This is a genomic window from Oceanispirochaeta sp. M1, assembly GCF_003346715.1.
Lineage (GTDB): Bacteria > Spirochaetota > Spirochaetia > DSM-2461 > DSM-2461 > Oceanispirochaeta.
The window spans coordinates 65,027-89,072 of sequence record NZ_QQPQ01000019.1 but is presented as its reverse complement, the minus strand read 5'-3'; the positions used below and the strand labels follow the sequence as shown (position 1 = coordinate 89,072).

Sequence of the window (24,046 nt, the reverse complement as noted above, 5' to 3'; positions counted from 1 at the left end):
TTGTTGAACCTGACCTCTCAACCGGGACAATCAGTTAAGACACACATATAAAATTCATAAATATATGAGATCGATATCCTTAAAAAAAATGTCATCACTTAATGTAGTGCCATCCCGAATACAGGTATCAGGAGGCTGAACCTGAGGACTGTGACAGCTGTGATGTGTGCCGGGGAACTGTCATGATAAAAGATCCGGTGGAAGATTTAATTATTAGTGGAATTGCCAACGCTGGGAAATCCAAAGGTTATTTGATAGCCCCAAGTAACAGCATATTATCCTGAATTACGTTTCACGAATAATTAGTTCCGGTTGATATGTAACATTCCTTTGAGGAAATGAGCTGTCCCTGATTATGCCCACAAGTTCTGTTGCACTGTCATATCCCAGCCTGTATTTAGGAACTCTGATAGATGATAACGAGGGAGTATAAAAATGAGCATCACTAATATCATCATGACCGAGAATGCGGATATCTGATGGAATGGAAAGCCCCAGATCATGTATCGCCCGAAGGACTCCCAGAGACATAATATCATTGTAAACAAAGATAGAATCAATTTTGGTATCCCTGCGAAGTAAATCAGTAGCCTGTTCATAGGCAGCTTTATGTGTGGCTGGGCAATGCATAACTCTTTCTGATAATAATGGTATTCCAAACTCTTCCAAATTCTGCTGAAATCCCTGCAGTCGATCCCTATTACAGGAAACAGGTAGATCAAATCCGATATATGCGGGATTTTTTCTGCCTATAGAGTAAAAATGCCTGGCAGCAATCCTGCCGCTTTCCAATGAATCAGAGATAAAATAACTCCGTGAATTTCGATTTCCCTTTCGAACTATGGTTATATGGGGGACTCCCAGATGGTCATAATCCAGAGTATTTTCTAAATCGCATGAGGGAACAATGATAGTACCATCAACACGATTGGCAATAAGAGTCTTCAATATTGTATTTTCTTTATCCAGATTTTCCCCGCTGCTTAGGGCCAATATGGTATAGCCAAGGTCTGCCACAGCATCATTAATCCCCTGAAGTATTCTGGCATAAAAGGCATTATCCATATGCGTGATGACAACACCTATCATTTTATTGCTTTTCGTTCTGAGCTGGGAGGCGCTGGCATTGGGAATATATCCAAGATCATCAGCTATTTCCTGAATTCTTTTTTTGGTCTCCACTCCGATATCATCCTGATCCTTAAGGGCCCTGCTGACTGTGTTAATAGAAACATTAGCTTTTTCTGCAATGTCTTTCAGCCTGATATATGCCATAACTCCCCCACTATTAACGTTCATGTAATTATAGCAAAATCATATATTATAGAGAAGCTTATTTCCTCAATAAACTATAATTATGCCTTTAAATAGGTATTTTTTAGATTTTAATTGACATATTAGAAAAACCAATCATAAAATTAGTACATTATCGTTAATGTTTGGAGGAAATGAATGAAAAGGAATTCTCTTAGTATCTTGATTCTGTTACTAATCACCCTGTTTGTGATACCAATGACAGTTTCTGCCAATGGCGGTCAGGATGAGATGACAACAGAAGAAGCAGAAAAAGTGACGTTTTTCCACTATTTCTCAGGAACCCTGTCCGGAGGGATGGATGATCTGGTCGAGACGTTCAATGAGGAGAACCCAGAGTATGATCTAGCTCATACACCTGTTGAACATGAAGCTTTTAAAACAAGTATTATGGTTATGCTTTCCGGTGGTAATCCTCCAGATCTCTTCTCTTACTGGGCTGGATCAAGGGTTCAATTTATTGTTGATGCAGACCGCCTGACACCCATTGATGATGTATATGAAGAATATGGAGTTTCCAAACTCTTCTCTGAAGCCGTCAATGGGGCTGCAACCTACAATGGCCATAAATATTTTCTACCACTGACCCAGCACTATGTTGCTTTTTTCTATAACAAAGAAGTATTTGCCAAGGCCGGGATCGCAGCTGCCCCTGAAACATGGGCCGAATTCCAGGACGCCTGTGAAAAAATCAAAGCCATTGGCGTAGCTCCCATAGCTCTTGGATCAAAAAATAGATGGCCTGCTCAGTTCTGGCTGGATTATCCACTGCTGAGAACAGCCGGGCCCGAATACCGTGCGAAACTGATGGCCGGAGAAGTCTCTTATACAGATCCAGAAGTTGTAAAAGCCTTTGAACTGTGGAAAGAGTGTATCGATAAGGATTATTTTTATCCTAATGCCAATGCCTATGACTACGCAGAAGCAACTGTTCTTGTAGGAACCGGCGAGGCCGCTATGACCCTTATGGGCAGTTGGATGATGCAGCTGGATGATCAGATTGGATGGGCTCCGGGCGAAGATTATGATTTTTTCCCCTTCCCTGTCGTGGATACTTCCATCCCGGATACGGCCGTAGGCCCCTTTGACGGCGTTGTCATTGCCAAAGATGCAAGAAATCCCGAAGCTGCCAAAAAAGCTCTCATTGCCATGGCTCAGACAGAACCTATGATAGCCTTCAATACAGGAACCGGTGCATTGGCTCCGAATGTAAATGTACCCGCATCTATGTATAACGTTCTTCAGTTGAAGATCAAAGACTATTGTGCAGTAGTACCAAACTGGGCCTTTAACTATGACCTGGCGACACCTCCTCCTGTAGCAGATGTCGGACTGGATGCCTTTACAGAATTTATCGACAGTCCTGAAAACTATATGCAGATCCTCAAGAAAACAGAAGAGGGAGCAAAAGCGGCCTGGGGCAATATGTAAAACCTGTTTCAAATCTTTACCGGGGGCTGCGTATCTGCAGCCCTCCTGATTATTCATCAAAAATTTTAACCCAAGAAGAGAGTTTAATGTGCAGAAAAATACGGCCTGGCAGTTCCTGCTGTTGCCCTTGCTGATCTATTCAACAATTATTATTTTCCCTTTTTTGCAGTCCCTGTATCTGAGTTTGACGAACTGGAACGGCCTATCTCCAGAATTTGATTTCATCGGCCTTGCCAACTATAAGAGAGTCTTTACAGATCCTAATTTCAGTGGCGCCATTATGCACAATCTGATCTGGGTTTCAATTTTTCTTGTTGTTCCCACATCAATGGGTTTATTTCTGGCTGTACTTCTGGATAAGGGTATTCCAGGTGCAACATTTTTTAAATCTGTCATATATCTTCCTATGATATTTTCATATGTAATTATTGGAATGATCTGGAATTTCGTATATGAACCGCGACTGGGAATTCTGAATTTGTTTATCCGTATGCTGGGCTATCCGGAATGGAATTATGCCTGGCTGGCACAGGCAAAGACCGCATTACCGGCCATTATTCTAGAGGCATCATGGCAACATACGGGGCTCTGCATGATTCTATATCTTGCAGGATTAAGCGGTGTTCGACAGGACCTTCTGGAAGCGGCCAGGATTGATGGAGCAAACTCATTTCAGCTCTTTTTCCACATCGTAATTCCCCAACTGAAAAACTCTACAATAGTTGTTATTTCACTCACCGTCATTAACTCTCTTAAGAATTTTGATCTGGTGTATATATCAACGAAAGGCGGACCATTCCGCAGCTCCGAGGTGCTGACAACGTTTATGTATAGAGAGTCCTTCTGGAATTATCAGATGGGCTATGGCAGCACGATTGCCAGTGTTCTCTTTTTCATAGTTTTTATTGTGGTCTTTTTCTACTTCAATTCTGTTATGAAGGAGGAAAAAAGTGAATAAGGCGAATAAAGCAAGTACGATCTTCACCTTTCTACTGGTGGTTATTATATGTACTCTCTTTTTTATCCCCATTTACGGCGCATTTACTACAGCCTTCAGGACAAATCAGGAGATTATAAAGGAAGGATTCTGGGCTTTCCCCGCTCCTCCCGTACTAGATAATTTCATAACTGTCTGGAAGGGGGGAAAGATTCAGATGTTTCTCCTCAATACGGTACTGGTATCCATTTCATCGACTGTCATATCGATTTTTATGGGAAGTTTGACAGGATATGCCTTTGGAAAATTGGGATTCAAAGGGAGCGGCTGGTTATACATAGTTGTTGTAGCCGGTATGTTTTTTCCGCCTCAGATTGTTCTTATCCCTCTCTTCAAGCTGTTCAATACCCTCAATCTCCTGGATTCGGTGTTCGCTCTAATCATTGTTCATGTAGGATTTGGAATCCCCATATGTACGTTGATGATGACAAACTTCTTTCGGGATATTCCCCCTTCTCTGAGGCAGTCAGCCATGCTGGATGGCTGTAATGACTGGCAGGTTCTATTTCGTATCATGCTTCCCCTGGCCCGACCCTCAATAACAGCATTGATCATCCTCCAGTTTACCTGGATCTGGAATGATTTTTTATGGCCACTGATTCTGATTAAATCGGAGCACAGAATGACCATACAGATGGGCATTCTGCAGCTCCGGGGACAATATGGTTTAGCTTGGGGAAATCAGGCAGCCGGTGCTCTAATGGCAACAATTCCCACTCTTCTACTCTTTATATTTATGCAAAAACATTTTATCCATGGCCTGTCTATGGGTGCCGTCAAGGAATAGACCAGAACCCATAGTCAATAAAGGAGAAAAAATGAGTAATCAGCTGGATGAAAGAATTAAAAGAGCCGGAATAATCCAAAAAGCAGGATCTCTCCGAATCGCTCTTGATTCAGGAAAAATTGAACCATATCAAAATATATCCTTGAGCGAGGGCCTGGTCCTGGGTTTGATGAATCAGGGAGTTCGGAAATTCGTCGGGATATTCGGTCATGGAACAACAGATGTAGCCGAAGTACTTCGTGTATATCAAAAGGAAGGACTGGTAGAGGTCTATAATGTCCGGAATGAAACAGAAGCATCTCATGCTGCGGCTCAACTCAGATGGCAGTATGGTGAATATGCAGCGGTCTTTACATCCATAGGTCCGGGGGCCCTTCAGGCATTTGCAGGATCTTTAGTACCAAAGTCTAATGGACTGGGTGTCTACTATATTTTTGGTGATGAAACCACCCACAATGAAGGCCCGAACATGCAGCAGATCGCTAAAAGGGAGCAGGATCTATTTCTGAAGATCAGCTCTGCCATGGGTGGATCATACTCCCTCAACACAGCAGAAGCTCTCTTTACAGCATTGAAATGGGGATATAACACAGTCTTTAATCCCATGAGAGAGGGTCCTTATTTCATGCTCCTTCCCATGAACATACAGGGAAAAATTATGAAGGGGATGAACTTGAACGAACTTCCTGTTCCTGTAAGAGTACCTCCTTCTACTCCCTCAGATATGGAGGGTTGCCGGATCGCTGTAGATTATATTAAAAAATACTCCCGTATAACGGTAAAGGCCGGCGGCGGATCACGTAACATAGACCCCAAAGTTCTTTCTCACTTTATGGAACTTTCCGGGGCCGTTTATGTGCATGGCCCCCAGGTACCTGGCCTGTTGCCGGAAGATCATGAAGGAAACATGACTGTGGGCGGTTCAAAAGGCTCAATTTCCGGTAATTATGCCATGGAAAATTGCGAGCTGCTTATAGTTCTGGGAGCCCGGGGAGTCTGCCAATGGGATTCCTCCGGGACAGCCTGGAAAAAGACCAGGCAGATAATCAACATAAACACCATTTGGGAAGATGCTCTTCAGTATAACCGGACACTACCGCTTCTGGGAGACTGTGGAGAGCTGCTTAATCAGATGAATACAATTATGGAGAAAGAAAATCAGCCGCCGGATTCTTCCAAGGCAGAGTGGATAGACAGCTGCAGAATTAAGAGAAAAGAATGGGATGCATACAGGAATAAAAGATTCCAGAATCCTGTCCTGCCGGATAAAAAATGGGGAAAAGACCTTCTTACACAGCCTGCTGCTCTGGATCAGATCATCAGCTTTGCCGATCGCAAAAATGCAGTAAAAATATTTGATGCAGGTGATGTTCAAGCCAACGGTTTCCAATTGGTACGGGATAATGTGCCTTTCAGAACCTACACAGATACGGGCTCCTCATATATGGGTTTTGCTGTATCTGCTCTCCTTGCCTCTGCTATGGCCGAAGACCATGAGTACTCAATTGCCTTTACCGGTGATGGCAGTTTTCTTATGAATCCCCAGATTCTGCTGGATGCCGTTCAATTCGATGTTCATGGAATGATTGTTCTCCTTGATAACAGACGAATGGCAGCCATCAGCGGTCTGCAACAGGCCCAGTATGGGAGAGATTTTGCAACAGATGATTCTGTTGAAGTTGATTATCTACGACTGGCATCAGCCTTCAAAGGGGTCGCAACTTATGATGGTGGATTCACTCCTGAACAAGTGAAACAAGCTCTGGAGTCAGCATACGAATATAAGGGATTATCTCTGGTCTATATTCCTGTTTACAGCGGCGATCATGAATTAGGCGGGCTTGGTGCCTTTGGAAACTGGAACGTTGGAAACTGGTGTGATTCAGTACAGCAAGAAAAACATAAGATAGGACTATAAAATGGAAAAAATTAACGTAGGATTCATCGGACTGGGAAGGATTTCTGATCTTCATGCTCTTGGTTACAAAGACAACAAAGAGGCAAGGATCTACGCTGTGTCCACCAGGACAGAAGAAACAGGACTTGCAAAAAAGAATGAGTGGGGTGCGGAAAAGTTTTACAGAGACTACAGGGAGATGATTGCAGATCCTGCGATTGATGCCATCGAAATTTTAACCCCTCAAAAACTTCATGAGACCATGGTTCTGGAAGCTGCCGCTGCAGGTAAGCATATTATGGTTCAAAAACCGATGACCATCAGCCTGGACAGTGCAGATAGAATGCTTGCAGCCGTTGCTGATATAGATCGAGTCTATAAGGTTATTGAAAACTATATATTCTACCCTCCCCTGCAAAAAGCTAAAGAACTTATAGACAGCGGGGCTATCGGTGAGCCTATCAATATGAGGATAAAATTTATCAGCGGTTCTTCAGGAGGATGGGATATTGATCCCAAATCATGGGAATGGAGGATGCAGGAAAACATTGAGGGCCGGGGCATGCAGACCTTCGATCACGGACATCATATGTGGTGTGTCGCCTGGTACCTCATGGGCGATATTGACCGGGTGTCAGCCTGGATCGATTCGGCGGATGGCATAGTGGACTGTCCTGCAAATATAATCTGGAAATACAAGGATGGCATAAAATACGGCAGCTGTGATTATACCCATTGCTGGGATATGAACATGCCCTCTGACTACTATGCCAATGATGAGTGGTTTGAGATTACCGGTTCTAAAGGAATCATCCTGGTCAACAGAGCCACAGGCCAGCTCCGTAAAGGTCCTGCTCTCAGTCATTTTAATGGAACAAAATGGAATCATTATGAAGATATTGAATCTGACTGGTCTGCGGGTTTCAGAAATGCTACTTACAATTTTATTTCCGCCATTAAAGGACGGGAGGCTCCACTCTTAACAGGGCATGAAGCCCGTGAGATTTTAAAGATCGCTCTGGCCATTATTAAATCTTCTCAGGAACGCAGAGAAGTCTATCTGGATGAACTGGAACAGCCGGATCCGGAACTCTATGCCTCAGAAAGAAGAAAAAGAGAGATTCAGGAGGCAAAGGGCCGCAAGGGTCTGACTATTGATGAATTAAAGGAAAAGGGGAGAATCCTCTGATGGATAATAAATTGATATCTGAACTTGAAAGCCTGGCAGTGGATCTGAGGTATCTTATCTTAAAGACGACTCATAATGCCGGTGTCGGCCATACGGGGGGCTCCCTCTCAATGGTGGAAATCCTCAGCTGCCTCTATTTTCATATTATGAATATTGATCCAGATGATCCTGCAAAGGAAGAGAGGGATCGTTTCATATTATCCAAAGGGCATACCACACCGGGGTATTACTCGGCTCTGGCAAGACGCGGTTATTTTCCTGAATCAGAGCTTAAGACCTTTGATCAGATGGGTTCAAGACTTCAGGCACATCCGGATATGAATAAATGCCCGGGAGTAGATTACTCTTCAGGTTCTCTTGGACAGGGCCTGTCTATCGGCATAGGAATGGCTCTTGGAGGACAGGCTGCAGGCAGGCATTTCAACACCTTTGTTCTAATGGGTGATGGAGAAAGCCAGGAAGGTCAGGTCTGGGAGGCAGCCATGTATGCCGGTGCCCACAATGTGAAAAATATTATTGCTATTGTTGACTACAACAAAGTTCAACTTGCAGCCAAAACAGCGGATACCCTCGACTTGGAACCCCTTGATCAAAAATGGAAGGCCTTCAACTGGTCTGTACTACAGTGTGATGGAAATAGTATGGAAAAGGTTCTCAAGACTCTGCTTCAGGCTGTGGATATGAGCCGTAAGGGTCCGGTAGTCCTGCTGGCACATACGACCAAAGGTAAGGGTGTCAGTTTTATGGAAGATACATTTGAATGGCATGGAAAAGCACCCAATAAAGAAGAATTGAAACAGGCCCTAACGGAACTTGGTTGTCTGGACAGGGAGGAATTATGAAAAGGAGAACTATGAGCAGGGGAGACTCGATCATGCCCCGTGTCGTATTTGGAGAAACTCTGGTAGAACTGGGAGATATGATTCCCGAATTGGTAGTTTTAGACGCTGATGTCGGAGCCTCTACCCAGACAGCCCTTTTCAGGGATGCCTTTCCAAACAGGTTTTATCAGATGGGAATTGCAGAAGCCAATATGGTTGGAGTTGCTGCAGGACTTTCCACCCAGGGCTTGATACCTTTTGTATCAACATTTGCCATATTTCTGAGCAAGAGAGCCGGAGATCAAGTTCGTAATACCATAGCTCTGCCCAAAGCAAACGTTAAGTTAAATGGTGCCTATGGTGGACTCCCTACCGGAAAAGCGGGGGCGTCACACTCTGCCATTGAGGATGTAGCTATAATGCGTGCCATTCCGGGAATGCCCATTATAATTCCGGCAGATCCTGTGGAAACCCGTTTGGCCACAATCGCAGCTATGAAAATACCAGGGCCTGTGTATCTGAGAACAGTACGCTGCCCTGTTCCTGTCATATTCTCAGAAAATGAAATTTTCGAGTTCGGAAAGGCGAAAACCATACATGATGGGAAAGATGCAGTTGTTATTTCGACAGGTATGATGACCCCAAAGGCCCTTTTGGCTGCTGAAAATCTGAAAAAGCAAGGATTGTCCGTAAAGGTAATACATATGGGTACAGTCAAACCTCTGGACAAGGCAGCCGTGAGTGCTGCGGCCCGTGAATTCGGGCATATTGTGACTGTTGAGAATCACAGTGTCATCGGAGGATTAGGTGAAGCAGTTTGTTCTGCGGTTGCTGAAGAGTATCCCTGCCGTGTCACCCGACTTGGTTTTCAGGATCTGTTCCTGGAATCCGGAGACAATGAACCTCTATTCACAAAATACGGAATGAATACTGAAAATATTGAGATGACTCTGAAAAAAATCATAATGGAGAAAAAAGGATGAAGATAGCTGTTATCAGTGAAACAAGTGCTGCAGATAAAAATAAAGATATTCTACAGGCTTTGGAGAATACAGATCACAGCATTGTGAATTGCGGTATGAAGTTTAAGGGTGAAAATCCTGAACTGCAATATATACATACTGGATTTATGGCCGGTCTGCTTCTGAATTCCAAAAGAGTGGATTATGTCATAGGGGGATGCGGTACAGGGCAAGGATTCCTAAACTCGGTCATGCAGTATCCCGGAGTCTTCTGCGGGCATATACTGACCCCTCTTGATGCCTGGTTGTTTACCCAGATCAATGGTGGAAACTGTATTTCTCTAGCCCTTAATCAGGGCTATGGCTGGGCCGGTGATGTGAATCTTGATTTTTTGATCCAGCGTCTCTTCAGTGTGCAATCTGGTTGCGGGTATCCTGCTCAGAGACAAATACCTCAAGGAGAAAGCCGCAAAAAACTTGCCGATATTTCGACTATTGCCCATAGATCTTTTGGTGAAATTATATCAAAACTTCCGGATAATATTGTTAATCCTGTTTTAAGATATCCTGGATTTCTAGATACTCTGGATATTACTACGATTGAGAATTCAGAGTTGAAGAATGCACTTTCAGATAGAATATAACGTCTGATGCATATTACTGAGATGTTCTAGCTGTGTATTCCTGATGCTGACAACGACATCTTTCTGACAATTTTTTGCTGAATACTTGATGACTCTGCTTATCTACAAGTTTAGCCAGATCTTGAGAGGAACGAACATTTAATAAATCCTGAAAAAGAACTGTGAAAAACATGTAAACTGTGCATTTTTTTCACAGCGTCTCCCCGTCATCTCATCCTCTCGCTGCACACAAAGCCCATTTCGCCACTTGGCACAATAATTGCGCTATCTTAAATATCAAACATTTAAGGTATGAATATGAGAAAGTTAATTTTGGGATTTCTTGGCGTTATCGCTATAACAGGATTTATATATGCAGAGGAGCCATTAACACTGACAGAAGAGAAGGCCGTTGAATTGGGGATGACACAAAACCTGTCCCTGAGAAGCTCTTCTCTGGATTATCAAAACAGTGAAGAGGAAAAAAATAACAGATGGAATAATTTCCTCCCCAGCTTCTCCGCAAGTGCCGGAGTATCCCGAAAAGATGAATTTCTCAGTACTGAATCAATGCAGACATCCGGAGATCCGTGGAGTATGAGTTTTGGCGGAGGGATTTCACTCCCCCTCGGCCTGACAAACTTTTACTCCATGGAAGCCTCCTCCCTTGGGTATGAGGCCCAGTCAATTGTGTATGAGAATAATCAGAAAAGTCTGGAAGCATCCATTCGAAAACAGTTCAAGTATCTGCTGGCTTCTGAGGAAAATGTACTCCTCAAGCAGAAGAGTATTGATCTGGCACAGAAACGCTATGAACAGGCCCTGGTTAACTTTCAGAACGGCCTGGTTTCAGAGTTAAATGTCCTGCAGGCTCAGAACTCTGTTGAACTGTTAAAACCAGCCTATCAGGATGTCAAAACAGCCTATGAAAATCAGCTTATGGCCTTTCAGAATCTTCTGGGAATGGATCTTTCCCAAAGAATTGAACTCCAGGGGGATTTAACAGTGACGCAGATAGAACTGGAAGCTCAAGTTCTTGTGGATACTTTCCTTACAGGAAGACTCGATGTGCAGAGCAGTCAGAAAAACAGGGAGATCCTTGAAAATAAGGAAAAACTGCTAAAAGCAGGAAAAATGGCCCCGTCCCTGTCTCTATCTGCAAAATGGGATAATGGTATAACAAGTCTCAGTGAAGAACCCTCCTGGTCAGACAGTGCAACAATATCTGCTTACTTGAGTGTTCCCATAGATGGTTTTATTCCCGGTTCCAGTGACAGGACATCAATAAACAGTGCCGGCAGAAATGTTGAAAAGTCCTCTATTCAGGTGGAGAATACCATGAATAATGCAGAACAGGAGATTAGATCTCTTATTATGACTCTCGAGGGAGCATGGACGAATATAGAGACATCAGAACTTTCTGTAGAGCTGGCACAGAAAACTTATGAAATGACAGAAGCCGCCTATTCTCAGGGAACATCCGAGCTCCTGGATGTTGAAGATGCACAGAATAAACTGTTATCAGCTCATCAGGATCTACTCTTGAGTAAATACAGATATCTTGCAGGAATTCTGGACATGGAATTGGCGCTTAATGCAGATATTAACAGTGTAATGGAGATTCGAAATGTACAATAATGTGAAAAAATCTGATGCGTTTGTCACAGCCCCTATATACACATATAATTACAAGCAATATGAATGAAAAAAGATTCTTAATCTATCTGCTGATACTGATTTTTGTACTGTTCTCTGTTATGGGTGTCATAATTATTGAAACCCATATTCAGCATAAACAGGTCAGCCTTCTCCTGGAATATGAAAAATTACTGGGACGCTATTACAATTTGTATACATCCGGAGAATCTCTGGATGATCAGATGACAGCACAGATCCTGGGATTTGCATTCTATAACTACTACGGAGATCCTCTCTATATCCATGGCACTGCCCGTCCAAAGATTGAATCTACTTCTGAAAGGCCTTTTTTCAACAAGGAAAGAAAGAGTATTGTCATCCAGAGGGATATGATGAATCCCTTTATCCCTATTTTCAGAAATATGGAGGACATCGAAAAATATAATCAAGGATATACACAGAATATCGAGACCCAAAGTAAAGAATACAGGGAGCAGATGATTCGCTATACCTATGTGGAAATAATTGATCCCCTGATATATTCAACAGTTCAGAAATTCAAGCTGCTGCAGTTCATCATCCCCGTCATCATAATCTCTATTGTATTCTTTATCTGGCACTTGTATACGAAAAATATATCCTACAGAAAACAGATTGGCGAACAGGAGCGTCTGGTGGTTCTGGGAACAGCAGCCCGCACTCTGACTCATGAGATAAAAAACCCTCTAAGCAGCATCCGCCTTCAGTCCACCATAATAAAAAGATCATCCTGCCGGCTCCACGAAGAATCCCTGCGGATTATCAATGAGGAAGTGGATCGTCTCTCTCTTCTGACAGAGCGCGTAGGTGATTACCTGAGGCATCCCGAAGGGGAACCCCAGCGTTGCGACTTAAACATTGAAGTAAGTAAAACTATGAAACGTTACAGCCATAATTTGAGTTACAGTACCAGAGATGATGTATTTCCGGTTCACATTGATCCTGACCGCTTTAGATCCATACTGGAAAATCTACTCAATAATGCCCTTCAAAGTGAAAGTGACCATTCTGATATAAGCATAGATCTGGATACAAAGGATGATCAGGTAGTCCTCATTGTAAAAGATAAGGGCAAGGGTATTCCTCCGGAAAATCTGAAGCATCTTTTTGATCCCTTCTTTACAACAAAATCCACAGGATCAGGAATAGGACTTGCAATCGTCCACAGCTTTGTCAGTGCCGCCCATGGAGACCTTAAAATAGAATCCGACCCCGGTATGGGAACATCAGTCCGTATAACCTTCCCTCTGCTGGAGAAAGAGGAGCATCTATCATGAGGATTCTGGTTGTTGATGATGAAAAAAACATCCGCGAAAGTCTCAAAATATTACTGGAACAGGATGGTTTCACCGTAGACAGTGCGGAAAATGCCTTTTCTGCTCAAAGATTTATTGAAAACAATGAATATGATGCGGGAATATTTGATCTTAAAATGCCGGGAATGTCGGGGCTGGAATTACTTGCATGGCTTCAGACTCAGGAACAGCCCTTTCCGGTGACAATGATATCTGCCTTCGGTCAGGTTAATGATGCAGTTGATGCCCTGAAAATCGGTGCCGTCGATTATATTGTCAAACCCTTCGACCCCGAAATCCTTCTGGATAAATTATTAGCTCTGAAAGAAAATCTTCTTGTTTCAGAAGATATGCAGGAGGGTATGCAGGAGGGTATGAACACTCTGGGTGATGAGTATTTCAACGGGAGCTCTAAAGCAATGATTCTACTGCAGAAACGCCTCCTCCGTGTTGCATCCACCAATGCGACAGTACTGATAACCGGTGCAAGCGGAGTGGGAAAAGAAGTAACTGCCCGGACACTCCATCAGAACTCTGCCCAGAAAGATGCACCCTTTATTCCTGTAAATATTGGAGGAGTCCCCGAAAATCTTATTGAAAGTGAGCTCTTCGGCTATGAAAAAGGGGCCTTTACAGGGGCTGATAAACAAAAAAAAGGTCTCATTGAGCAGGCATCGGGGGGGAGTCTTTTTCTGGATGAAATTGGTGAAATGCCCCTCTCTTTGCAGGTAAAGATGCTCCGGGTCTTACAGGAAAAGAAGTTCCGCCGTCTTGGAGGACTGGAAGAGATAGACATTACAGCCCGTATTATTACAGCCACTAACCGCAGACTGGAAGAGATGGTCAAAGAGGGTCTGTTCCGTGAAGACCTGTATTACAGACTCAATATAGCCCGGCTGGAGATTCCCTCCCTTCGGGAACGCATGGATGATCTTCCCCGGCTGACGGGTTTCCTTATTGAAAAACTGAACCAAAAAATGGATCTAAATCTGCAGGGGCTCTCAGACAAGGCCTGGGAGATTTTGAAAACCCATGATTTTCCCGGAAATATCAGAGAACTCGAAAATATTCTGGAGAGATCCATGATTTTCTGTGAAGGCAATGAACTTCAGGATACGGACATAGACCTTCAGGCTCCGGTTTCTACAATGACCGCACTGGAATCAGGAAAGGCGGGACGCACTCTGAAAGAGATGGAGAAAGAGTCAATTATCCAGGCCCTCAGGCGATGGGAAGGGAACCGCAGCCGAGCTGCGAAAGAGCTGGGTATATCCCGGCGTACAATTATAAACAAAATACAGGAATTCAATCTGGACAAAGCGGAATAATTCCATTTCCCTCACCGAGCTGTGCATTTGTTGAGAACTGCGCAATATCTGCACAGCTCCTCTCCTGAAATCAGCTTTTAAACCCCTCTAAACACAACTTACAGAACTTGGCACAGATCCTGCATTACTATCCGGTATAAGAACTGAATTTAAATTGCCGGAGGGTTATATGAATAAGAAAAAAGAGAAGAAAGGCCGAATCACAGGGCTTGTACTGATTATCCTGATTGTTGTAGTTATTGGTGGCATGGGAATTAATACTCTCATAAGCAATGCCCCCATTTCCGAGAATGCTCAAAAAGCACAGATTGGTCCGAGAGCTCCCAAAAATAAAATAGAGGAAGAGACTGTTTACACAGTCCTGACTCAAAGCATTGAACTGAGCAGTATTGAAGATTACCTGAAGTTCAATGGAGATGTTATTGCAGAAACAACTGTTGAAATCTATCCGGATGCCACGGGAAAACTGACAAAACTCAATGTAAGCCTTGGTACCTATGTACGCAAGGGAGATATCATTGCAGAAGTAGACCCTTCTCTGCCTGGACAGAAATATGTTGCAAGCCCTGTTAAATCCACCATCAACGGAACGATTACGGACCTGCCCTATAACGTGGGAGCTACCATATCCTCTCCTCAAGTCCCCCTGGCTACAGTGGGAGACCTCTCATCACTGCAGATTCAGAGTTTTATATCAGAGAAAGATATGGCCTCTGTAGCACTCGGTCAGAAGGCCCTGATCAGTTTTGAACCCTATGAAAATGAATTCTTTGAGGCTTCCATTACTGAGATCAGCCCCGTGCTGGACAGAAACTCCAGGACACTGGAAATAAAACTGAATCTTGATAAAACAGATAAAAGAATAAAATCCGGAATGTTCGGATCGGCATATTTAATTACAGCCAAATACACAAATGCCCTGGTGATTCCAAGCAACAGCATTCAGAACTCTGAAGACGGGAAATATGTTTATGTAATCTCCCAGGATATGAAGGCTGAAATGAAAATCATTGAAACTGGACTCTCCATAGATGGAAGAACCATCGTTTTAAGCGGCATCTCAGAAGGTGAACAGCTTGTAACCCTGGGACAGACAATGCTGCAGCCCGGGTCTGCTGTGAAAGTAAACTCATAAGGAAATACTGTAAATGAATATCACCGAAACCGTAGTTAACAGACCCGTTGCAGTCTCCATTGTTTTTGCCCTTCTTATAGGATTGGCTGCTTTTCTTGTTCCGAGTATCCCGGTAGAGATGTTTCCCGATATGGAAATGCCTTCAATCCTGGTCATGACCTCATATCCGGGGGCAGGACCGGAGGATGTTGAAAAAAATGTCACAGAAATGCTGGAACAGCAGCTTTCCAATGTGAGTGATCTTAAAGAGATAAGCTCTACCTCTTCCGAAGGGTCCAGTATGATTATGCTTGAATTTGATTTTTCAAAAGATCTTGATCTTGCAACAAATGATGTTCGAGATAAACTCGAACTGGCATCAAATATGATCCCCGATGATGCTAACAGCCCCATTATATTTAAGATGAGTTCAGACATGATGCCCGTCATGACCCTGGCAGTCGAAGGCTCTCAATCCCAGAATGAACTGCGTAAAGTCGCCGAAGATACAATTCAGCCTCTTGTTGAAAGGATAAGCGGAGTGGCGACTGTATCTGTTAAGGGAGGACAGCAGGAGATTGTCAGAATCGATGTGTCTCAAAATCGCCTTGAAGCCTATAATTTGACCCTGAGCCGTGTATCATCCTCTCTGGCTGCACAGAATTATCAGCTGGGCTCCGGAAGTATTGAAGAAAAAGGGACAGATTTTCTGATAAGAACAGATGCGGAATTCAGCAGTCTTGAAGATATTGAAAATGTGATTATCTCAAATATTGCAGGCGGACCTGACAGCTCATCTAAAGTTATACGCCTCAAAGATGTGGCTGAAGTCTCTCTGGCTTTTGAAGATGAAGAAAATCGGGTCTATATAAACGGTCTCACAGGTATAACTCTTTCAGTGCAGAAAGAGTCAGATGCCAACAGTATAGATGTTTCCGACAAGATTCAGGATGAAATTAAAAGTATCAACAATGCTCTTCCTGCAGGAATGGAAGTATTGGTTCTTTCTGATAGCTCCTCTTCTATTCGTTCCGTTATGAATCAGACCTACAGCTCACTCTTTCAGGGAATCCTCCTGGCCATGGTTGTACTCTTTTTCTTTTTACGAACCTGGTCCAGTACATTGATCATTGCCCTCTCCATCCCCATATCTATTTTTGTGACAATCCTGTTTATGTATTTCATGGGCCTGTCATTGAACCTTATGACACTTACCGGGATAATCCTCGGTCTGGGAATGGTTGTAGACAACTCTATTGTTATTCTTGAAAATATTTTCCGCTACAGAGAACGGGGAACCAGACTCAAGGCCTCTGCCATCCTTGGAAACAGAGAGATGGTAAAATCAATAACTGCATCTACACTGACAACGATCTGTGTATTTATCCCCATGGTTCTTTTTGCAGACAACATCGGAATGTTCGGGCAGATATTCAAATCTCTTTCTTGGACCATTATCATCGCTATGTCAGTATCTCTGATAGTAGCAATTACACTGGTCCCTACTCTGTCGGCCAACTACCTCAAGGTAAGAACAAGAACCCAGAAACCTCTTAAAAACAAGGCACTGAAAAAAATAGATAATGCCTTTGAAGCAGGCTTCAATGCTCTGGATAATGGCTACAAAAAGCTTCTTGCCGCATTGATGAATCACAAAAAGAAAACCCTGCTGTTTATCTTTCTCCTCTTTGCACTCACCATGTTGCAGATACCTAAGATGGGTATGGTTTTGACACCGTCCATGAGTGAAGATTCTTTTACGGTATCCATGGAGCTGCCCACTGGTACAGCTCTTGATGAAACAGAGCAGCAGGTCCGTCAACTGGTTGATAATATAGAATATGAAATGGCCGGTCATTACGAAAATATGGTTGTAACCATCGGGGAATCTGGCATGTTCGGTGGTTCTGTAGAATCCAATAAGGCATCTGTTGAGGTAAAACTCCCTGATTACCAGAACCAGACAATGACGGCTGATGAGATGAAAACCATGGTAAGAACCTGGTTCAATGATTTCCCGGCGGCAACACTTGAGTTTACGAGTATGAGACCGGGAATGGGGAACAGTAATCCTGTTGACCTTGTTATTCAGTCAGACAGTCTTGATCAGGCAATATCCTTTTCTGATGACTTAGTTGAACTGATGAAAGCAAACCTGCCGAAAGTACAGGATCTCAGTATGGATATGGACAAGGGACTGCCCCAGATCGAGCTGGTTATCGACAGAGACAGGGCCTACAGCCTGGGTGTGGATATGTATACTGTAGCCAATGAAGTCAGCGCCAGTATTCAGGGAAAAACCGCCACCCGATACAGGGTAGACGGAGAGGAACTGGATGTTCAGGTTATTCTGAGAGAAGAGGACAAAAGCAGCATCCCCGACCTGAACAAGATTTTTGTTGTAAATAGTTCCGGTACCAGGATTGCCGTATCCAATGTTGCCCATCTGGAGAGAAGTACCGGACCTGTTGCCATCAGCAGAGAAAATGAACAGCGTACCATCCACATCCTGGGGGGACTGAATCAAGGATACTCTTCAACTGAAGCCCAGGCTGATATCAATGCTCTGCTTGCAGATCAAGTGATAGTTCCCGATGGTGTCACCATAAGCATGGGGGGAGACTTCAAGGACATAGCCGAACAGGGTACCCAGATGGTTATAATTCTGGTTATTGCACTGATCCTGGTCTTTGGGGTAATGGCGGCACAGTTTGAGTCGTTGAAAGATCCCTTTATCATCTTTATGACAATTCCCCTGATGCTCATCGGTGTTGTTCTTCTATACCTTATCACCGGCTCCAGCTTCAGCATAATGTCTGCTGTGGGACTCGTAGTTCTTGTGGGTCTGGTCGTAAACAATGGAATAGTTATGGTAGACTATACTAAGATGCTCCTCAAACGGGGAGAGAATCTGGTTGAGGCTTGTGTGAATGCGGCTGGGAACCGACTCAAACCCATCCTGATGACAACTTTCACCACAATACTGGGAATGTATCCCCTTGCCTTTATGGGAGGAGCCGGTACGGAACAGGTGCAGCCTATTGCTCAGACAATTATCGGGGGACTCCTGGTCAGCTCATTGATGACCCTCTTTGTAACTCCCCTGCTTTTCGCCCTTATGAACAGAAGGAAATATAAATGATCAGACTGGAAATAATAGCCAATAATACGGTTGAACAAGATATCAAAGATGCCCTGGGAACTGAGGTGGAGGATCTCCGCTTTTCAAGAGTGGGAAGCGTCCATGGACAGGGGCGGCAGGTTCCCCGGCAGGGAGACGGAGTATGGCCTGAAGAAAATTTCATGCTGATTATCTACTGCAGTGAAGAGAATGCCCGAAGCTATGCAAGGGGCATCAGGAAGGTGAAAGAGCGCTTTCCACAGGAGGGGATTAAGGTTTTTGCCATCCCCTTTATGGAGATTGAACTTTAATCAGTATTGAATCGAAGGCCGGCCTATCACTTGTATACCGGCCTTCTTTTAATATTACAAAAGCTGGAATACACTCTCCTGATTATTTCATTTAACAAAGATTGAATATACAGAAAAAAGCACTATTGTAATCACCGCATGCAGCACAATTACATTATTGAGCAGAAAAAGTTCATCACTCTCCAGATACTCATCAGCAAGAATTGGAAGAGAGAAAACAGGGGGAAGAGAAAGGAGCAAAAAATATGCAGAATTTCCCATCTTAGAAGGTTCAAAAAAATGATCTATAACAAAATATTTTATGATGTATCCCAGGAAATACATGGATGTAAGTCTCAACAATACATACTTTAAACTCTGGAAAGTGTATTTCGATGAAAGAGATATGTTGAACCCTATAAAAACAAGTATAAGAGGGGTTGTCAGTTTTGAAGCACTGACTATTACATCGGAGACAGATGAGACAATGAAGTTATCACCGGCAGTAATATCAATTTTGAACAGACCGGCCATGCAGCCAAGAATAATTCCCCAGATAACCGGATTCTTATAGAATGATTTCCACTCAGTGGATTCAGCATGTTCTGAACTCAAGAACCACCGGAACATAAAGTAGAAAACAAACCAGATAAAAATCTCATTACCCACCCCGAGGACAGTATAGTGATGGAGATTTTCAATGCCATAAACAGCATCATATAAGGGTATTCCAAGTAGAGCAAAATTCATTGTAGAGAGGCTTAGTGGCAGTAGTCTATGTTTCGAACCCCTTGATTTAAAAATCAGGACTCCAAACCAGAACATAATAAAATTGATACTGAATACTGCTGCGGTCACGGGTAAAAAACTTAAATTAAAATCGAGCCTTGAAAAAGAGAGAAATAATATGGAGGGGATGGCCAGGTACAGAATTATTTTTTTCAACCCTTCTATACTTTGCTGATTCAGAACAGATTTTTTTCTGAATAGAACACCCAGTAGAAGAAAGATTACGATTTTAAGAATACCTGATGCGGCCTGATCCATTACTATTTACCTGTTGGTGCTAAGATTTGTCGATGCTAAGATTTTTTGCTTTTAAGATTTGAATACCCCGGAGATAGAATTAAATCCGGGGATATTTATTATTTAAAGTCGACCCATATAGAGCCGTTGTCTGCTGACTCCACACAGTTCTCCAGAAATTTGACACCATCAATTCCAGCGTCAATTCCAGGGAATTCCAGACTCTCCAGAGCCTTTTTATCATTGTTATCAGCTGCTTTCATTGCAAAGCCGAATGCATTATAAAGATTGGACCAGGACTCGAAGAGACCTTCAGAATGTCCGCATCCGATTCTATCAGCAGCCACACAGGCATCATCACTGTAAAGATATCCATGTCCTCGATCCAGAAGCTGTTTAGGCTGACCCTGAATTTCATATGAAAGCTGGTTAGGATGCTCATCCCACCACTCAATACTTGCCTTGCTGCCGACTACCCTGATTTTCTGCTCATGTATGCCTCCGGCATTAACAGCGGACGCCCAGAGATTGGCAACAGCACCACCCTTAAGATTCATCAGAACAAAGGCATTATCCTCAAGGGGAGCCCTGCTCTTGATAAAGCTCTGTCTGGAACACATGAGTTTCTCAATTTTGAAATCAGGAACCATAAGTTCAGCCATATAAAGACTGTGAGTACCGATATCTCCAAGGACATAAGTCGGACCGGCAACTTCAGGAGAGACTCTCCATTTGGTGCCGGGATCATTGGCTTCAACTTCTTCAGAGTGCCAGCCGTGGGCAAACTGCATATTGATGATCCTGATCTCTCCCAGGTCACCGTTTTCGATCATTTTACGAGCCTGATGAACCATCTGATGCCCTGTATAGCCATAGGTGACACAGATCATCCGCTTATTTTCTTCTGCAATTTTCTTCAGCTCTTCGGCTTCGGCAGAAGTAAAACAAAGGGGTTTTTCACAGACAATATGCAGACCTGCTTCCAGAGAATCTTTACACATCTGGTAATGAAATTTGTTGGGAGTAGCAATAGAGACGACTTCTACTCCGTCATCCCGACCAGCTTCACGGGCAAGCATCTCTTTATAATCCGCATAGCATCGATCTTCATTCACCCCGATGGCGGTACCGAAACTCTTTGCCCGTTCAGGATTGATATCAAATGCACCTGCAACAAGTTCAAACAGTCCATCCCGAAGAGCAGACGATCTATGTATATAACCTATCTGGCTGCCTCGTCCGCCACCTATCATTGCCCATCTGTAAGGGCGGTCCAATCTTTTTTCTTCATTAAACATGGGAATCTCCAATTTTCAATTTTTTAAGCCGGAACTGACTTATCTATTCAGATTCCGGCCGATTTAATCTGCTTCTTCAGCAGCAGTTTAAAAATACTTTTTCATCCTGGAAAGAGTATCAGAAGCAATATCAATCAGATCTGCTTCCCACAATTTATGACAGAGGATTTCTCCAGAGTAGTACCCGTCATAACCCGTAGATTTAACGGCATCTATCCATTCAGCAATATTGATCTCACCATCTCCCGGCAGAGCTCCTCTCAGAAGAGTTTCATCAACCCAGGCCTCACCCTCTGCAGGTCTGAAGCCGTCTGCAATATGAACTCCGTAAATCATATTGCTGTTTAACTTTGCAATATCCTCAGGAGTTCCGCCACGGCTTGCCCAGAAATGCCAGAAGTCAACAACGAATCCGAAGTTATCTACTCCCACTTCTTCAACCAGCATCCGGCACTGTTCTATGGAGTGAATAGGTGTCCAGGCAGCCCCTTCATACTGGAATCTGATACCTTTTTTCTGACCAAGTTCACAGATTTTCCTGATATTGGCAGCTGTCAGTTTGATATTTTCATCTACTGATTTATCTGCCAGTTCCATGAAGGCATTAAGCTGTATTGTTGGACATCCGATTTCAACAGCCGTGTCGATAAGAAGTGCTGCCTTGTCCATCACCTTCCCGAAAACTTCGGGTTTCTGACTTTCAACATCACCGATAATATCGATACAGCTGACTTTCATACTGTGTTTTTCCAACAGAAGATTCAGGTCCTTACCCGTAAAGCCCGAGGCCAGGTAACGATCAAGCTTATCTGTATGAAGCTCTACAGCATCATAACCGGCATCTGCGGCAATTCTTATATCTGTTGCAACATTGGAATATCTGACCAGAAGTCCATGCAATCCGTATTTCATTGTGACTCCTTCGGCCTAGATATCCAGTTTTTCTTTAATAAAGGCACGTGCTTTCTGTGCATATTCCAGAGGATCATACAGTGCGGGATCCTGTTCTGCTTCCACGACAATCCAACCTTCGAAATTACTGTTTCTGATGACTTCAAATACACCGTCCCAGTCAACCATGTCTCCATCACCGGGTACTGTAAAAACACCCTCAATTACAGAGCCCACATAGCTGTAGCGCTTTGGGCCGACATTATTCCATACAGAACGTCTAAGGTCCTTGAGATGAATATGGGCTGTTCTGTGGATGAACTTTTTGAATCCCTCTACCGCATTTTCTCCGGCATAGGTCAGGTGTCCTGTATCCAGGAGAGCCTTGACCAGTTTGGGATCTGTCATATCCATAAGCCTGCTGTACTGCTCGAGAGTCTGAATTCCGGTTCCCATGTGGTGATGATAGGCAACGGTCATACCCTTTTCCTGCGCCAGTTTTCCAAGCTTTTCACAACCTCTGGCGATTTTTTCAAAATCTTTATCTGAGAGAGTGGGTGTTGTTTCAAACAGAGGCGCACTGAGATCACCCTGAACACTCAGTCCAACTTCGCAGATACCGATAACCTTTGCACCTACTGAATGGAGAAAATCCCGGGTCTTGATAAACTGCTCAATAGTAAACTCTTCCGGTCTGGTTGTAAAAAAACAGCTGAACCAGGAGTTGCAGATTTCCAGATTCCTCAGCTTGAGAGCCTTGTTGAGCACTTCAGGATCTTTGGGATATTTATTTCCGATTTCACTGCCCTGAAATCCGGCAAGAGCCATTTCACTGAGGCACTGCTGGTAGGTAAGTTCACCACCCAGCTCGGGAGCATCATCATTTGTCCAGTTAATTGGCGCACAGGCCAGTTTAATTTTTGTTTTATCGATCATTGTTTTCTCCAATATTTAATAGTTGAGATCTGATATTTCTGATATTTTTACGGGTCTGTTCTCGACAGCAGATTTTTTAGCAGCCTCTGCTATCACTACAGAAATAAGTCCGTCGAATCCACCGACAGGGGGCTCAGTTCCATTTCTGATTGCATCAAAAAACTGTACTTTTTCTTCAGTAAATGCAGACATATACCTTTCGAGGAAAAAGTATTTAGGCTTCTCAGCATTGACTCCGTCTTTATCACTGACAACAGCCGTGGAGAGTGTGTCATTTCCGATGGCCACAGCCCCCTTGCTTCCGAATGCTTCAGTCCTCTGATCATAACCGTAGGATGCCTCTCTGCTGGCGTCGATCACTGCAATGGCTCCGTTTTCAAATTTCAGAGTTACAACAGCCGTATCGTAATCACCGGCTTTTCCAATCTCTTCATCAATCCGGACAGCGGCTGCGGCATAAACCTCAGTAACCTCACTTCCAACTAGAAAACGGGCCATATCAAAGTCATGAACAATCATATCGCAGAAGATTCCACCCGATACCTTTACGTAGCTGATGGGGGGGGGAGAGGGGTCCCTGGATGTAATTTTAAGAATGTGAACATTCCCTATCTTTCCGGCATCAATTGCCGTTTTTACAGCTGCAAAGTTGTGATCGAAACGTCTGTTAAATCCAACCTGGTATTTTACTCCGCTCTCTTTGACAACTTTCAGGGTCTCTTTAATTTTATTGATATCAAGATCCACCGGTTTTTCGCAGAATACATGTTTTCCCGCCCTGGCAGCTTCCTGGGAGATCAAGGAGTGTGTATCTGTAGAGGAACAGATGAATACGGCATCAATTTCAGGATCATTAATAATTTCCGTATAATCCCTGGTAACTTTTCCCGCACCGAGACTCAGCATTGTATTCTCAGCCTCTGCTGTCAAATATGGATCAGCCACAGTCTTAATAGTTACACCGGGAATCTCATTGGCTATGCTTTTAGCATGGACGATACCGATTCTTCCGGCACCTATAATTCCGACAACAATATTTTCAGCCATTC

20 protein-coding genes are annotated in these 24,046 nt (G+C 43.5%); 14 read left to right on the top strand and 6 right to left on the bottom strand.

Annotated elements, in window-relative coordinates; translation table 11 throughout:
* Window positions 1–285 precede the first annotated feature (285 nt).
* The gene (locus DV872_RS14750) at window positions 286–1,299 is read right to left on the bottom strand and encodes a LacI family DNA-binding transcriptional regulator (RefSeq protein WP_114630716.1); all 1,014 of its coding nucleotides are present in this window, start codon (window positions 1,297–1,299) and stop codon (window positions 286–288) included.
* A 153-nt stretch (window positions 1,300–1,452) separates the two neighbouring features.
* Here DV872_RS14750 and DV872_RS14745 point away from each other — a divergent pair, with 153 nt between their 5' ends.
* The 14 genes from DV872_RS14745 (at window position 1,453) to DV872_RS14680 (ending at window position 18,867) form a co-directional block, all read left to right on the top strand.
* Window positions 1,453–2,745: an ABC transporter substrate-binding protein gene (locus DV872_RS14745; protein ID WP_114630715.1), complete on the top strand. Its 1,293-nt coding sequence runs from the start codon at window positions 1,453–1,455 to the stop codon at window positions 2,743–2,745.
* A gap of 88 nt (window positions 2,746–2,833) precedes the next feature.
* Entirely contained in the window at window positions 2,834–3,703 is an 870-nt protein-coding gene (locus DV872_RS14740; protein WP_114630714.1) for a carbohydrate ABC transporter permease, read from the top strand.
* A complete protein-coding gene (locus tag DV872_RS14735; protein ID WP_114630713.1) occupies window positions 3,696–4,529 on the top strand; it encodes a carbohydrate ABC transporter permease in 834 nt (277 codons plus the stop codon). The genes DV872_RS14740 and DV872_RS14735 overlap by 8 nt, the downstream gene beginning before the upstream one ends.
* 31 nt (window positions 4,530–4,560) lie before the next feature.
* Complete coding sequence (locus DV872_RS14730; RefSeq protein WP_114630712.1) at window positions 4,561–6,447, top strand: thiamine pyrophosphate-dependent enzyme; 1,887 nt, start codon at window positions 4,561–4,563, stop codon at window positions 6,445–6,447.
* 1 nt (window position 6,448) lies between these two features.
* Window positions 6,449–7,615 (top strand): Gfo/Idh/MocA family protein, encoded by a 1,167-nt coding sequence (locus tag DV872_RS14725; protein WP_114630711.1) that lies wholly within the window; start codon window positions 6,449–6,451, stop codon window positions 7,613–7,615.
* Window positions 7,615–8,457: a transketolase gene (locus DV872_RS14720; protein WP_114630710.1), complete on the top strand. Its 843-nt coding sequence runs from the start codon at window positions 7,615–7,617 to the stop codon at window positions 8,455–8,457. The genes DV872_RS14725 and DV872_RS14720 overlap by 1 nt, the downstream gene beginning before the upstream one ends.
* Window positions 8,454–9,419, top strand: a complete 966-nt coding sequence (locus DV872_RS14715; protein ID WP_199563489.1) for a transketolase family protein — start codon at window positions 8,454–8,456, stop codon at window positions 9,417–9,419. Before DV872_RS14720 ends, DV872_RS14715 begins: the two co-directional genes overlap by 4 nt.
* Window positions 9,416–10,042: an RpiB/LacA/LacB family sugar-phosphate isomerase gene (locus tag DV872_RS14710; protein ID WP_114630709.1), complete on the top strand. Its 627-nt coding sequence runs from the start codon at window positions 9,416–9,418 to the stop codon at window positions 10,040–10,042. Before DV872_RS14715 ends, DV872_RS14710 begins: the two co-directional genes overlap by 4 nt.
* Window positions 10,043–10,339: 297 nt before the next feature.
* Window positions 10,340–11,659, top strand: a complete 1,320-nt coding sequence (locus tag DV872_RS14705) for a TolC family protein (protein ID WP_158546986.1) — start codon at window positions 10,340–10,342, stop codon at window positions 11,657–11,659.
* 59 nt (window positions 11,660–11,718) lie between these two features.
* Window positions 11,719–12,975 carry a PAS domain-containing sensor histidine kinase gene (locus tag DV872_RS14700; RefSeq protein WP_158546985.1) on the top strand — a complete coding sequence of 419 codons (1,257 nt, stop codon included), beginning with the start codon at window positions 11,719–11,721 and terminating at the stop codon, window positions 12,973–12,975.
* Complete coding sequence (locus tag DV872_RS14695; RefSeq protein ID WP_114630706.1) at window positions 12,972–14,321, top strand: sigma-54 dependent transcriptional regulator; 1,350 nt, start codon at window positions 12,972–12,974, stop codon at window positions 14,319–14,321. Before DV872_RS14700 ends, DV872_RS14695 begins: the two co-directional genes overlap by 4 nt.
* 169 nt (window positions 14,322–14,490) lie before the next feature.
* Entirely contained in the window at window positions 14,491–15,456 is a 966-nt protein-coding gene (locus tag DV872_RS14690; RefSeq protein ID WP_114630705.1) for an efflux RND transporter periplasmic adaptor subunit, read from the top strand.
* 13 nt (window positions 15,457–15,469) lie between these two features.
* Window positions 15,470–18,577 (top strand): efflux RND transporter permease subunit, encoded by a 3,108-nt coding sequence (locus DV872_RS14685; RefSeq protein WP_114630704.1) that lies wholly within the window; start codon window positions 15,470–15,472, stop codon window positions 18,575–18,577.
* Window positions 18,574–18,867 carry a PG0541 family transporter-associated protein gene (locus DV872_RS14680; protein WP_114630703.1) on the top strand — a complete coding sequence of 98 codons (294 nt, stop codon included), beginning with the start codon at window positions 18,574–18,576 and terminating at the stop codon, window positions 18,865–18,867. The genes DV872_RS14685 and DV872_RS14680 overlap by 4 nt, the downstream gene beginning before the upstream one ends.
* A gap of 87 nt (window positions 18,868–18,954) precedes the next feature.
* On the opposite strand, the gene DV872_RS14675 is transcribed toward DV872_RS14680, so the two are convergent.
* The 5 genes from DV872_RS14675 to iolG form a co-directional block, all read right to left on the bottom strand.
* A complete protein-coding gene (locus tag DV872_RS14675; RefSeq protein ID WP_114630702.1) occupies window positions 18,955–19,893 on the bottom strand; it encodes an AEC family transporter in 939 nt (312 codons plus the stop codon).
* 98 nt (window positions 19,894–19,991) lie between these two features.
* Window positions 19,992–21,170, bottom strand: a complete 1,179-nt coding sequence (locus DV872_RS14670) for a Gfo/Idh/MocA family protein (RefSeq protein ID WP_114630701.1) — start codon at window positions 21,168–21,170, stop codon at window positions 19,992–19,994.
* 87 nt (window positions 21,171–21,257) lie between these two features.
* Entirely contained in the window at window positions 21,258–22,082 is an 825-nt protein-coding gene (locus tag DV872_RS14665; RefSeq protein WP_114630700.1) for a sugar phosphate isomerase/epimerase, read from the bottom strand.
* Window positions 22,083–22,097: 15 nt separating this feature from the next.
* Entirely contained in the window at window positions 22,098–22,997 is a 900-nt protein-coding gene (gene iolE, locus DV872_RS14660) for a myo-inosose-2 dehydratase (protein WP_114630699.1), read from the bottom strand.
* A gap of 15 nt (window positions 22,998–23,012) precedes the next feature.
* On the bottom strand, window positions 23,013–24,044 hold the full coding sequence (iolG, locus tag DV872_RS14655) for an inositol 2-dehydrogenase (protein ID WP_114630698.1): 1,032 nt from the start codon (window positions 24,042–24,044) through the stop codon (window positions 23,013–23,015).
* Between the last annotated feature and the right edge of the window lie 2 nt (window positions 24,045–24,046).